This is a genomic window from Sphaerochaeta pleomorpha str. Grapes (genome assembly GCF_000236685.1).
Lineage (GTDB): Bacteria > Spirochaetota > Spirochaetia > Sphaerochaetales > Sphaerochaetaceae > Sphaerochaeta > Sphaerochaeta pleomorpha.
Genome location: NC_016633.1, coordinates 3,391,499 through 3,403,661, shown reverse-complemented (window position 1 = coordinate 3,403,661; position 12,163 = coordinate 3,391,499). Strand labels below are relative to the sequence as shown.

The following is a 12,163-nucleotide window of genomic DNA, read 5'->3' as shown; positions in this document are numbered from 1 at the left end:
AAGAGGTATCATGAAAAGAATTGGCTCAATTATTGTATTTCTACTAATGGAATCGGTTCTATTCGCCACTCCGCTTTGGAATGGAACAATGCTCAACATGACAATCGCTGAAGTAAGCAATTTATTCCCTGATGCCAGTTTTGAGGAACCAGGGGAGGATATCCCTGGTATTAGCCATTTTGAAGTTGCCAATCTTTTAAATTTCAATATCGGAAGAAAAATGTATAATGTCTACTTCATGTTTATAGATGGACAACTAAGCTTAGTACAGTTGGCCTTACAAAATGAAGACTTTTTAGTAGGAAGAGATGTAAATGATATCCGATTACAATTGATTTCAAAATATGGACCTTATATTGATAAGTCGAGCGACAAATCCGAATTGAATATGAGTTTTGATACGTATAACTGGATAAAAGATGGAACCAAAATCCAATTAAGGTGGAATATTGTTAATGGTAGTCACAGTGTCCTTATCGAGTACAGTGCATTTGAAGATCAATCATTATTTTAACGTAAGAAACCATCGATTTGGAATTTAAGTAAACATTTGTAAAACCAAATAAGGCTTTAAAAATAACAACGTTATATTTTCATTGAAATTCATGATACAGATTGGGCAGAAGGAAATTCATTCTGAGGGCTAATAAGGAACCCTTTGTACGATTCCATAATTCCACTTCATTTGAAATACATTCACATCGGGGAAAATACTTTTTATAAGTGGCATATAGGTTTCCCAAAACGATGTCGGTAGGTTATCCCCAATAATAATTTCACTTAGAGATTCTGTAATTGAAATTTTAATTGTGCAATTATCCTTCTGGGTTAGAATCAGTAACCTGAATTCGTTCTCATCTCCATAATTTTCATCTTTTGAGAAAAAAAGAAAATCTCGTTTTCGTTTATCACTTAGGTATTTCTCGATATAAGGGGGAGGGGCATAATCCTTTACAACTTCATATGCATTTATAGCATGCCATTCCTTTGCAAAATTTAAATAATTTATCGGGTCGTTAAAAAACTCATACTCTTGTCTGGAGTATTTTGATTTCATACTCGTAAAAGTACTAATAAGCTTATCTTTAGAAAAACCAAGGCAGATGCCATTATTTCCATCACCATATTGATCCCACATGCGTAAACGATCAAACTCATGTCTGGGATTTTGATTTCCTTTATGGTTTTCCATTGAAAAACAAAGAAACTTGGAATTGAATTTATATTTTTCTAATGCTTCACGGAAATCATTAAATTTTGTCGTCTCATTTTCGTCTGTTGTATAACTGTATCTGCTTAGCGATTTATACTCATTCGGATCCCTAGATGTGCCCATTCTTGAGAATAGTAGTTCTTTCTGTGGAAGAATATGGATTAAAAAAGTCTCAAGTTTGGTATAGTGGTAAAGCATTTCCTCCATAAGCCCTCCTAAACTACTGGTTTTACAATTAAATATATAAGTCATAATACCATGATTATATTTTTACCGCTAATATATGGCTTGAAATTATCAAAAATTCCTATTTATACCTTAAACTTCTTATATTCAAAATCTCGTTACTTCATAGTCATTTTCCTGAGTGAAAAGACTGTATGGTTTTGTCAGGAGGACAGACATGGAAGAAGAGAAGATCACGAATCTTGCTGATCTTACCCGTACCAGTTGAAGTTTATAGACGAATACATGAAATGCGGTAACAAGCGGGTTGCAATGATGAATGCCAGGTACAAGGGCAAAGTGCTTTTAATCAAGTAGAATATCAAAAGCACACCGGATCTCGCGCTTCGGCGAGAATGTTGTGGGCAGTATGGTAATTTTACTGGAGTTGACGGTAAGGACGTTTTGGGGTTGTATAACAGTATTTAATGTTTTGCAAGAATTTCATCATTCCCAGAAATATTGTATTTGTTATGCAGGGTAAGTGTATTCCCACTAAATTCATAATCTTCCCATTCTTCCCAATCTGAGTATTTATTATTCCAAAGTCTAGTACGATATTGTCCATTCTGAATTTCAAATTCCAAGTCCCAGGAATAATAATCTCCTATATAATCGCCTGAATAATGCCAACCAGAGCTAGTAGAATAACTATAATACTTGGTGTAATAATGCACTTTATTTGTACCATCAAAGTTGTATGAGGTATATTCATATCGTTCATTTATTCCATAGGAGTCAGTCCAATGCTCAAAAAAAGTAAAATTACCATTAAATCTGGAATCTGTTAGCTGTTCTGTATTAAGTATCGAAGCAAACCCTCCAAGACTATCATCACAACCAATAAAAACAAAAAATAAAAGTGTCATTACGATCAAGACTACTATTCTTCTTTTCATTTATAGCTCCCCCCTCAGAAAACACATCCAATGCCAATCATATTTCAAAATTTTCCTCATATATCAATAAAAAGCCACAGAGCTATTCTATGGCTTGAAAGAAAGTTCATTAGGTTCCTTACTCAGTCTTTGCAATTGCTGGTTCATTTCCATTAGTAGGCATATTGATAATTATATTTTGGCTTTGTGATTGTTGCTGCCCTCTTCCATAAAGAGCATTATACCTATCTACTTGTCCGCCAAGCGTAAACAAATCAAAAAACCAACCAATACCAAAAATACCAGCAGTAAGAAGATACAAAACGCCCATTCCTGTTCTAGCAAGATAAAACTTATGAACACCGATTAACCCTAGGAAGAACCATAAGACATACGCAGTCCCTTTTGACTTCATATCGTAACCCTCCTATATAACACTTTAGGTTATAATAAACTTGCTCAAAGCATATGTAAAGAAATTTATCGCTTTTGGCGATATTAGTTAAAAATAAACTGTTTTGGTATTATTTTTTAGTAATCAAGATCACATCAAAAGTGAATCATTTTTTTAAGTCTTTAAAAATTCAAAATTGCTAACTTAGTAATTCTTTATATTTTATTCTTTTATAAAGTATTTTTGCGATTTTATAATCTTTTAAAATGATCCCAGAACGACTTAAAATCCCTTGACTGCAAAGTCGTGCGGGTTCGATTCCCGCTTTCGGCATCCCCTATCACCCAAGATATCAAAAGTCTTGGGTAATTTTTTTACAGTTTCCAAGTATCTACGAAATTTACCAAGTTTGCCTTGTATAGAGAAATCCACTGGCTTGGATTATCAGGGTAAAGGCCAATCTTACCTTCACTTTCCAATCTTTTCTTGTAACACACTCATAGCATATTGCCATTGGAACCTTTACCATATTATGGTAATCAGGTACGATTCAAATTATTGCATGGAGTATATTTATGAAAAGATTTATAACCATTCTCGTAGCTACCATCCTCGCCTTGAGTCTCACAGGATGTGCTACGTTATTGAAAGGGAATACACAAGAAGTGGCATTTGCCTCGGACCCTGCTAAAGCACAGGTATATATCAATGGATCCTATTTCGGGGACACCCCGTTTACCATGAACATGGACTCTTCCAATTCCTACACTGTGGAATTTCGGAAATCCGGATACCAGAGCAAATCGTTTTTGATCAACAGTGAACTTGGACTCGGTTGGGTAATCCTCGATGTCATCTCGGGTTTTTACCCTGTTGTCATCGATGCTATCACAGGCGACTGGAAGGTTCTCGATACAACGATAGTGATGACAAACCTTGAAAAACGCTAGATAGTCCCTTTTTTCAAGGGTATCGACCGGCAAACAAACCCCAGGGCATGCCAGCAATAAAGACAAAACCTATAAACCATTCTTTATAGGCAATTCTTTCTGTGGAGCCATTCTTTATGGGAAAACATTTTATTGACAGTTCCTTGCAAGCGGTCGTAAGATTAAAAAGGTTTATATAGATACATTATAAAATTTTACTTACCACTTAGAAAACGGTTCATTTTTTCCATTCCATATTCTCTCGCATCTTTTACAAAGAGCTATTGAGGAAGGAACACCATGTCAAAGAGAGAACCTGACGTTCTGATTACTGTGGAGAAACCAAGCAGAGAGCTTCGAATTCGTATCAATGGAATGTATCATACCTTTCTTTTGGAAGGTGACCTTGACAATGCTACGACCCTTTCCTATCTCCTTCGAGAGAAACTCGGTTTTACGGGACTCAAGGTGGCTTGTGATGAAGGAGCCTGTGGTGCCTGTACCGTGATTATGGACGGCAAGGCAGTACTTTCCTGTATGGTGCTCGCCATAGAGGCCGATGGACATGAGGTGATCACCATCGAAGGACTTGCCAAGGACGACCCGGTAATCCAGGCCTTCGCCGAGCAATCGGAACCCCATTACGGTACGGCAATGCAATGCGGCTATTGCACCCCGGGCTTTGTCATGACCGCAAAGGCTTTTCTCAATGAGAATCCAAATCCTACCCTAGCAGAGATCAAGGATGCCCTCAGTGGCAACATCTGCCGCTGTGGCTGCTATGCAGGCATTGCCCAGGCAGTATTCAGGGCCGCCGAAAAAATCCGGGAAAGGGGGGAAACCCTATGAACGAACCCTTCAAACCAAGAGATGCGCATACATTTATCGGAACCTACCGCCCAAAAATCGATGGGTGGGAGAAAGCAAGCGGGAAAGCATTGTTTGCCGATGACATGACTATCAAACGAAAATTTCCTGACCTGCTCTATGCAAAAGTGCTCAGAAGTCCCTACCCGAATGCAAGGATCGTGTCCTTTGACACCAAAAAAGCAGAAGCACTTCCCGGAGTAGTGACGGTCATGACCTACAAAGATCCGGAATTCTCCAATCTCAAACTCACCAATGCAGGTTGGACCGACTGCGTCGACACCGTAACCTGGGACCGCATGATGTTTCCTTTCCGCGACCGAAGGGTCCTTGGCGAAGGAGCAAGCTGGGTCGGAGATGAAATGGGCATCGCAGTAGCTGCCGAAAGCGAAAAAATTGCAGAACAAGCCTTGAAACTCATCGATATCGAATGGGAGAAAAAACCTTTTGCCCTCGACCCCATCGAGTCGATGGCCATCGACTCCCCCTTGGTCCATCCCGATTTGACCAGTAGCAACGTGCTTGCCCCCGACCCTACCGGCGGCCCCGATGTGTTCGAAGACAGGGGAAACGTCGATTCCGATTTTAAAACTGCTGATGTAGTAATCGAAGTACATTCCACCCATCACAATGCGACCCAGGCAAGTATGGACAACTGGTGCTGCCTCATGCAATGGAAAGAAGACAATCTGACAGTCTGGTCAAACTCGTATGCTGCAGACCAGTTACGGATGCATATCAGTGAGATGCTTGGCTTGCCCCTGCACAAAATCAGGGCAATCGCCTCGTACGTAGGAGGTCAGTTTGGCCGTGGAGACACCGGAGACCAACCCTTCTTTCTTATAACCGCCCTACTCTCGATGAAAACAGGGAGGCCGGTCAAATACCGCCATACCCGCCATCAGAGTTTCCTCAACACCAGACAACCTGCCCAGTATACCTGTAAGGTCGGGGCAAAGAAGGACGGAACGATAACCTCGATGCATTTCAAGTCGATAGGCAATGTCGGCGCCTACGCAGACCTCTCGATGTTTGCCCTCAAGTTTGTACCCAAAGAACTTGCAGAAGTCGTCCTTGCCCACATTCCCAATTTGCGCATGGAAGCCTATGGGGTATATACCAATGTCATCCCCGGATGCATGATGCGGGGTGTCGGGAATTCACAGTTCAACCTTATCTTCGCCCACCTTATCGATGAGCTGAGCGAGAAGTTGGATATGGATCCAATAGATCTCTGTATCAAGAATTTTGCCCATGAATGGGAAAAACTTCCCAGTAAAAGCCTGCAGGTAGTGTTGGAGGAAGGAAAGCGGAGAATAGGGTGGAAGGACCTACGTCACAAACCAGGGAAAGGACCTCTTTTTAACGGAACAAAGAAACGCGGGGTCGGGTTCTCCTGCCATCCCTCCTGGCATGCCGAATGGCAGGAAAAACGCAGGGGGAAGGTTCAGGTAACCCTTACCTTGAATCCCGACTGCACAGTTTTGTTGAAGGCAGCCTCCATCGAAGTCGGAGGAGGGTCGAACACCTGTAATCTACTGGGGTGTGCTGAAGCCCTGCAGTTTCTAAATATCTCCCTGCAAGACATCCAATGGACAAGTATCGTCGACACCAACGATGGAATCAAGGACTGTGTACAGACTGATAGTGCAGTTTCCTTTTTGCAATCAGAAGTACTAATCGATACCGCCAAGGAACTCAAGCTCAAACTCGGAGAGGTAGCCTCTGAGATTCTCAAGGTCCCTTCAACAGAGATTTTCTTCGAACAAGGCAAAGTCTTGGTCACCTCCCAGCCTTCCTTGGACCTGACCATCAAAGAACTTCTGAGAAAAGGCGACAATGCCCCTATCACCGTTGCAAGCAGTCGCACACCGGATGTCAAACTCACCGGAGTTCCCTTTTTTGCAAATTTTGCCGAAGTTGAAGTCGACACCGGGACAGGAAAAGTCGAGGTGGTGAAACTGGTGGTAGTCAATGACTGCGGAACAGTCATGTATGCCTCAGGAGCCGAAGCGCAACAAATCGGAGGCCAATGCATGGGCATGGGCGAAGCTTTGACCGAGGAAATCATCTATGACAAGGCAACAGGCATTCCTTTGAACTTCAACTGGATAGACTACACCATCCCTACCATGTCAGATATGCCTGAAATCGATCCTGTTTTGCTTGAAGTCTGGAAAGGGACCGGCAAATATGGCGCTTGTGGCATTGGTGAGGGCACAGTGTCGTGTACGCCTGGGGCAATCCAGAATGCAATCTACAATGCCATCGGCGTTAGGGTGAACGATATTCCAGTCAAACCGGAAAAAATTCTCAAAGCACTGGGAAAGGACTGAGGGGAAAACCATGGGAATGCAAACGTTCGAACATATAGCGGTACAATCACTTGAAGAAGCTACAAGCCTGTTGGATGTCGAAAAAGGGAAGGCTGTTGCCATAGCTGGGGGAACCGATATCCTAGGAATCCTCAAAGACGAAGTCCATGCTGAAAATCCAGCTTTCCTTGTCGATTTGAAAACAATCAAGGGCTTGGACCATATCATACACGATGCAAACGGAATTACCGTGGGCACCCTGACAAAACTCAGTGACCTTGCCAAGGACAAAACAGTCCGGGAAAAACTCCCCTTACTTGCCAAAGCCGCCCATGCGGTGGCCTCCCCGCAAATCAGGAATATGGGCACAGTCGGGGGCAATATCTGTCAGGAACCCAGGTGCTGGTACTACAGAAACTATGAAAACACCTTTCACTGCCTTCGCAAGGGTGGGCAGAAATGCCCAGCCCTGACAGGGGAAAACCGATTTCATTCCATTTTCGGTTCTGTGCCCGTAGGCAAGCCGGGTTGCAGTGCCTCTTGTCCCGATTCTGTCGATATTCCTCTTTACATGGAAAAAATACGTATAGGGGAGATAGAGGAAGCAAGCCGGATTATCCTGGAAAAGAATCCGATGCCTGCCATTACAGGCCGGATCTGTCCACATTTCTGCGAGCAGGGATGCAACCGCGGCGAAATCGACAGTGCAGTGTCTATCAGGTCCATAGAGAGGCATATCGGAGACTTTATCCTGGAGAACCAGGAAACCTGGAAAAAAGAAAGTATACAGGAAAATGGCAGGAGTGTTGCTGTTATCGGTGGAGGCCCTGCAGGCCTAAGTTGCGCCTATTACCTTCGCTTAAAAGGCTTTACCGTTACCATATTTGAAAAACAGCCTAAGCTAGGGGGAATGCTCCGCTATGGAATTCCAGAATTCAGGCTATCTGGCAAAATAATGGACAGACAAATCGAATTTCTCGTCTCTACAGGCATACGGGTAAGCACATCACAAGTCCTGGGAAAGGACTTTACCCTGGACAGTCTCAAGCATGAGGGATTCGAGGCAATATTTCTGGCTGTGGGCTCATGGGTTCCAAAATCTTTGGGAATCGAAGGTGAACAACACAGGAACGTTCTCAGCGGAATCTATTTTCTGGAAGCTGTCAAACGAACGGGTTCTCCAAACCTGAAAGGTACGGTTGCTGTCATCGGTGGAGGGAATACCGCAATCGATGCAGCACGTACCGCGCTTCGATGCGGGGCAAAACACGTAGCCCTCCTGTATAGAAGAACCCAGAATGAGATGCCCTCGGAAGCCGAGGAAATAGAAGATGCAAAAAGAGAGGGAGTCGAGCTACACTTTCTCACTTCCCCTAAAAAAGCAGTTTTGGAAGGGAATACCCTTGTAGGTCTCCAATGTTGCAAGATGCAGCTTGGCGACCTCGATGCATCAGGAAGGAGAAGACCGATAGAGATTCCTGGCAGTGAATTCCTTTTCAAAGCAGATTGGGTAATCGCCGCTATCGGGCAGGACCAGAACCTGAAAGGACTGGAAGCGCTCAAACCGACCAAAGGGAATGGTATCGAAGTCAATCCACTTACCATGGAAACCAGCATAGAACGAATTTATGCAGGAGGCGATATTGTAAGCGGACCGGCAACCGCGGTAGAAGCCATTGCAGCAGGCAGACTCGCATCACATGCCATCGAAGCATCGCTTCTAAAAGAAAAGAAAGCTATGGTAAGCCCCACAGCACAGATATTGAGACCCGAACTCCGAGAGATTAACAGAGAAGCCTTTACAACCTCACCGAGAATCACAGTTGAAGAAATTGCAGTCTCCAATCGTAGCCTGAAAAAGGAAGATTACCAAACGATTGGCCGGGAAAAAATCGAACTGGAAGCCCATCGTTGCTTCGACTGTAGCTGTGTCGCAGTAAATGCTTCAGACTTGGCCCCAGCGCTTATAGCCCTTAAAGCAATGATAAAAACAACAAAAAGGAATATCCCTGCCGAAGATTTTTTCTCTGCCGCTCTCATGAAAACAACGGTGCTCGCCGATGATGAACTCGTTCAGGAGATTTTCATCCCCTTGCCAAAGGAAAACTCCAGGGGAAGCTTTGAAAAATTTAGGATCAGGAACTCGATTGACTTTCCTATCGTGAGTGTGGCGGCAGTGATCACCTGTAAAGACGACGTTATAACCGAAGCCAGGGTCGTGCTCGGGGCGGTTGCACCAATACCGGTGAGAGCATCGAAAGTCGAGAAAATGCTCATCGGCAAAAAGATAACCGAAGCAACTGCTGCCATGGCGGGAAAAATCATTGGCAAGGAAGCCTTTCCGCTTGCCTGCAACCGGTATAAAGTCCAAATAGCACAGGAACTGACGAGGAAAGCAATCCTGGGGGTATAGGTTTTTTCCCTTTAGTCTTCGAAAGGAAACCATAAAGCCAATTCTTTATAGTTTCTTTTCGAATGTCCCTTGCTTCAGGATATACCAGAGATTATGCCCAAACCGCGGGATAGCCAAGACTTCTTTGGCATACTCGTCTACTGGATATTCCACCCTTTTTATCATATTTTCCCACTGTCCCTTTTCAATGGTTGTCAGGCAATAGGAAGCTCTGTTGTCCCTGTCAAAGGAGTACCCTACGGCCCCTGCATTCACTATGCGTTTCTCTTTCAGGCTAAAGATCTGCGGAATGTGCGTATGGCCACAATAAATATGGTTAACCGGTTCTTTTTCAATCCTGGCGGCCAATTCTTCGAGTTGCCTGCTTTGCAGGGATAACTGATCTTTGAAATGGTAGGGACTGCCATGGCAGACTAGTATCTCTTCATTCTCCAAGGTGATTCTCTTTGCAATAGGCCAGGAGGCTATAGTAACTTTAGCCTCTGGGGAAAGTTGCTCGTTACAAAATTGAATATTCTCATACAGAATCCTCTCTTGTGGTGAAACCGGGACAAACGTTTCAAGCTCTTCCAAGTTTGCATCGGTATTGCCCTTGATGCAGCAAATCGGATGTAAGGAGACAAGCAAGTCATAACACTGACGGGGATAGAGCCCATAGAAAATTAAATCACCCAAAAAGATGACTGCCTCGACGTGTTCTTTTGTAAAGTCTTTCACCACAGCTTCAAAGGCCTGCAGGTTGCCATGAATGTCACTTATAAAAGCTATTTTCATACACACTCCCCCGTATTATCATCTAGTGTGAGTATAACCCTTTCACATTCCCTGCACAGGGATATTGTAACAGCAGAGGAATCTTTTTCTGCAATTACCACAGAGGAAATCATTGTACAGGGTTGGCATTTTCGCTTACTTAGTTTTTTACTATTGACAAAATTAAAAACAGGTGTTCTGATTTTTCTTTATATTGTATCAATTTATTCCATATCTAAAAATAAATAAAATAAATGATGCAAAACTATGTAAATTTTGTTAATATAATCTAAGTTGTGGTAACTATTATTACAGTTATTGATAACCTAAACAACGAGAAAAGCGGTTTAGGGCGCCTTACCTACTTTGCCGAGCCCAAGCCCTAAACGCTTTTTTCTTTTTCCTCCCCTTTTCAGTACGCATTTATCGTATAAGGAGCATGATATGGTTCGAGACAAGATCAGAAAAAACCTCGCTTCGATGTCTCTTTCGTATCATGAGATTGCGGTCTATATACTGGAAAACTATGATGAGATCGGATTCACCTCTGTAAATGAATTAAGTAAAAAAATTGGAGTGAGCAATGCATCCTTGGTACGGTTCACCCAATTCATGGAATTCAAGGGGTACAAGGAATTTCGGGAAGCTATCCAGGATGAGGTCAAGAACAAACTGAATAAGGACACCCAGGTAGCCTTAAATGAGCTTGATATACTTCCGGCCACAAAACAGCTGGAAAAACTTGCCGAGAATGAAATCTTCAACTTGAGCAAGACACTCCATGATATCAATGTCCAGACTCTTTCCAAAATGGTCCAGAAGGTTTTTGAATCCGAGAAAATATTCATCAGTGGTTTTGGTGTCAGCAAGAATATTATGCAGATTTTTGAATATGCCCTGGTAAGCATGCAGATAAAGGAAATTATCGGCATTACAGGATCTATCTCAGATTACAATCCAAGGTTGCACTCGATAAAACCAGGCGACATTCTCTTTGTCATGACGCTCCCTCCATATTCCATCGAGGCAATCCAGGTAGCAACCTATGCCAAGGGAAAAGGTGCGGACGTATTTTTGTTCACCGACTCCCCCCTGTGCCCGATTTATTCGTTTGCTAGCGCCGTAGTGCGTTGTGAAAACAATTCTTTGCTCCTAACGAATTCCTATGTAGGAATGGTTGCCATAGTACAGGTTTTGATAAACATGTTATTGCTGAACAGCAAGGAAAACCTACTTACGGGAATGAAAACGGTTGTTGAAGATGAAAGGGCTGCGTACCAATTTGTTAAAATCCAGAAGGATATGTTCATATGAAAATTTATATTTCAACTGACATGGAAGGAATCGAAGGGATCTCGTCCTGGAATGAGATGGAACCGAATGTAAGGGGCAGGGAATGTGCAGCCTTGCTCAAGCAGGAATTGACTTGGGTAATTGATGAATTATTTCGGATGGAAAGAGAAGACAAGCTCTTTGCAATCGAAGAAATCTGTATCTGTGATTCCCATTCCAGGGGAGAAAACCTCTCTTTCGGATCGTTTGGTGATGAGCGGGTCAACCATATCAAGGGCTACCCCCGCCATTCCTATATGATGGAAGGCCTGGATGAAAGTTTCGATGTAGTATTTCTCATCGGCTACCATGCCATGATCGGTACCCTTCACGGCATGATGGACCATTCCTATTCCGCTTCCTGCATTTACAATGCCCGCTTGAATGGCAGAACCGTAGGGGAAGTAGAGATCAATGCCTATTTCGCCGGTTTATTCGGAGTACCGATAGCAATGATCAGCGGCGATGATGTGCTGGAGCAGCAGCTCAAGGATTTTTTCCAGGTACCCTATGTTTGCACAAAACAAGGTCTTGGGCGATTCACTGGGAAAATGTTCTCACCCGAGTATGTTGAAAAGAAATTCAGGGAAAAGACCAGGGAAGCGATTGGCAACTATAGGGACTTGGAGGTCAAACACTTCGAGGGAACCTATGAACTTGAAATTGACTTAACCACTACAGTCGTTGCCGATGCTGTAGCTATAGTACCAGGGATCATACGGCTTTCAGGCCGGACGGTTGCCTACCGTTCAAAGAACTATAGCGATGTTTTCAGGATGATTCTGACAATTGCCATCGTAGGAGGCCGGTTCTCCCAGTACACCTAAGGTCTATCAACGTGATG

General features: G+C 43.2%; 11 protein-coding genes. 7 read left to right on the top strand and 4 right to left on the bottom strand.

The window, feature by feature from the left end; translation table 11 throughout:
* Nucleotides 1-10: 10 nt before the first annotated feature.
* Nucleotides 11-514: a hypothetical protein gene (locus tag SPIGRAPES_RS15555; RefSeq protein ID WP_014271714.1), complete on the top strand. Its 504-nt coding sequence runs from the start codon at nucleotides 11-13 to the stop codon at nucleotides 512-514.
* A gap of 129 nt (nucleotides 515-643) precedes the next feature.
* Here SPIGRAPES_RS15555 and SPIGRAPES_RS15550 read toward each other — a convergent pair whose 3' ends face one another.
* The 3 genes from SPIGRAPES_RS15550 to SPIGRAPES_RS15540 form a co-directional block, all read right to left on the bottom strand.
* Nucleotides 644-1,420, bottom strand: coding sequence for a DUF2971 domain-containing protein (locus SPIGRAPES_RS15550; RefSeq protein WP_014271713.1), 777 nt, complete (start codon nucleotides 1,418-1,420; stop codon nucleotides 644-646).
* A 443-nt stretch (nucleotides 1,421-1,863) separates the two neighbouring features.
* A complete protein-coding gene (locus SPIGRAPES_RS15545) occupies nucleotides 1,864-2,337 on the bottom strand; it encodes a hypothetical protein (RefSeq protein ID WP_014271712.1) in 474 nt (157 codons plus the stop codon).
* Nucleotides 2,338-2,455: 118 nt separating this feature from the next.
* The gene (locus tag SPIGRAPES_RS15540) at nucleotides 2,456-2,731 is read right to left on the bottom strand and encodes a TM2 domain-containing protein (protein ID WP_014271711.1); all 276 of its coding nucleotides are present in this window, start codon (nucleotides 2,729-2,731) and stop codon (nucleotides 2,456-2,458) included.
* Between the two features lie 554 nt (nucleotides 2,732-3,285).
* Between SPIGRAPES_RS15540 and SPIGRAPES_RS15535 the strand changes: the two genes are divergently transcribed.
* From SPIGRAPES_RS15535 to SPIGRAPES_RS15520, 4 genes are all read left to right on the top strand, one after another.
* Nucleotides 3,286-3,660, top strand: a complete 375-nt coding sequence (locus SPIGRAPES_RS15535; protein WP_014271710.1) for a PEGA domain-containing protein — start codon at nucleotides 3,286-3,288, stop codon at nucleotides 3,658-3,660.
* Between the two features lie 279 nt (nucleotides 3,661-3,939).
* Nucleotides 3,940-4,488, top strand: a complete 549-nt coding sequence (locus tag SPIGRAPES_RS15530) for a (2Fe-2S)-binding protein (RefSeq protein ID WP_014271709.1) — start codon at nucleotides 3,940-3,942, stop codon at nucleotides 4,486-4,488.
* On the top strand, nucleotides 4,485-6,842 hold the full coding sequence (locus SPIGRAPES_RS15525; protein WP_014271708.1) for a xanthine dehydrogenase family protein molybdopterin-binding subunit: 2,358 nt from the start codon (nucleotides 4,485-4,487) through the stop codon (nucleotides 6,840-6,842). Before SPIGRAPES_RS15530 ends, SPIGRAPES_RS15525 begins: the two co-directional genes overlap by 4 nt.
* Nucleotides 6,843-6,852: 10 nt before the next feature.
* Nucleotides 6,853-9,234, top strand: a complete 2,382-nt coding sequence (locus tag SPIGRAPES_RS15520) for an FAD-dependent oxidoreductase (RefSeq protein WP_014271707.1) — start codon at nucleotides 6,853-6,855, stop codon at nucleotides 9,232-9,234.
* Nucleotides 9,235-9,279: 45 nt separating this feature from the next.
* Here SPIGRAPES_RS15520 and SPIGRAPES_RS15515 read toward each other — a convergent pair whose 3' ends face one another.
* Nucleotides 9,280-10,008 carry a metallophosphoesterase family protein gene (locus tag SPIGRAPES_RS15515; protein ID WP_014271706.1) on the bottom strand — a complete coding sequence of 243 codons (729 nt, stop codon included), beginning with the start codon at nucleotides 10,006-10,008 and terminating at the stop codon, nucleotides 9,280-9,282.
* A 423-nt stretch (nucleotides 10,009-10,431) separates the two neighbouring features.
* Between SPIGRAPES_RS15515 and SPIGRAPES_RS15510 the strand changes: the two genes are divergently transcribed.
* Nucleotides 10,432-11,301, top strand: a complete 870-nt coding sequence (locus SPIGRAPES_RS15510; protein WP_014271705.1) for a MurR/RpiR family transcriptional regulator — start codon at nucleotides 10,432-10,434, stop codon at nucleotides 11,299-11,301.
* Nucleotides 11,298-12,146 (top strand): M55 family metallopeptidase, encoded by an 849-nt coding sequence (locus SPIGRAPES_RS15505; protein WP_014271704.1) that lies wholly within the window; start codon nucleotides 11,298-11,300, stop codon nucleotides 12,144-12,146. The genes SPIGRAPES_RS15510 and SPIGRAPES_RS15505 overlap by 4 nt, the downstream gene beginning before the upstream one ends.
* The last annotated feature ends 17 nt before the right edge of the window (nucleotides 12,147-12,163 follow it).

What these genes read in the sequence shown, in the direction of transcription:
- SPIGRAPES_RS15525 (WP_014271708.1), top strand. Translation starts at nt 4,485, where the DNA reads ATGAACGAACCCTTCAAACCAAGAGATGCGCATACATTTATCGGAACC.
- SPIGRAPES_RS15555 (WP_014271714.1), top strand. Translation starts at nt 11, where the DNA reads ATGAAAAGAATTGGCTCAATTATTGTATTTCTACTAATGGAATCGGTT.
- SPIGRAPES_RS15520 (WP_014271707.1), top strand. Translation starts at nt 6,853, where the DNA reads ATGGGAATGCAAACGTTCGAACATATAGCGGTACAATCACTTGAAGAA.
- SPIGRAPES_RS15545 (WP_014271712.1), bottom strand. Translation starts at nt 2,337, where the DNA reads ATGAAAAGAAGAATAGTAGTCTTGATCGTAATGACACTTTTATTTTTT.
- SPIGRAPES_RS15550 (WP_014271713.1), bottom strand. Translation starts at nt 1,420, where the DNA reads ATGGAGGAAATGCTTTACCACTATACCAAACTTGAGACTTTTTTAATC.
- SPIGRAPES_RS15515 (WP_014271706.1), bottom strand. Translation starts at nt 10,008, where the DNA reads ATGAAAATAGCTTTTATAAGTGACATTCATGGCAACCTGCAGGCCTTT.
- SPIGRAPES_RS15535 (WP_014271710.1), top strand. Translation starts at nt 3,286, where the DNA reads ATGAAAAGATTTATAACCATTCTCGTAGCTACCATCCTCGCCTTGAGT.
- SPIGRAPES_RS15540 (WP_014271711.1), bottom strand. Translation starts at nt 2,731, where the DNA reads ATGAAGTCAAAAGGGACTGCGTATGTCTTATGGTTCTTCCTAGGGTTA.
- SPIGRAPES_RS15530 (WP_014271709.1), top strand. Translation starts at nt 3,940, where the DNA reads ATGTCAAAGAGAGAACCTGACGTTCTGATTACTGTGGAGAAACCAAGC.
- SPIGRAPES_RS15510 (WP_014271705.1), top strand. Translation starts at nt 10,432, where the DNA reads ATGGTTCGAGACAAGATCAGAAAAAACCTCGCTTCGATGTCTCTTTCG.
- SPIGRAPES_RS15505 (WP_014271704.1), top strand. Translation starts at nt 11,298, where the DNA reads ATGAAAATTTATATTTCAACTGACATGGAAGGAATCGAAGGGATCTCG.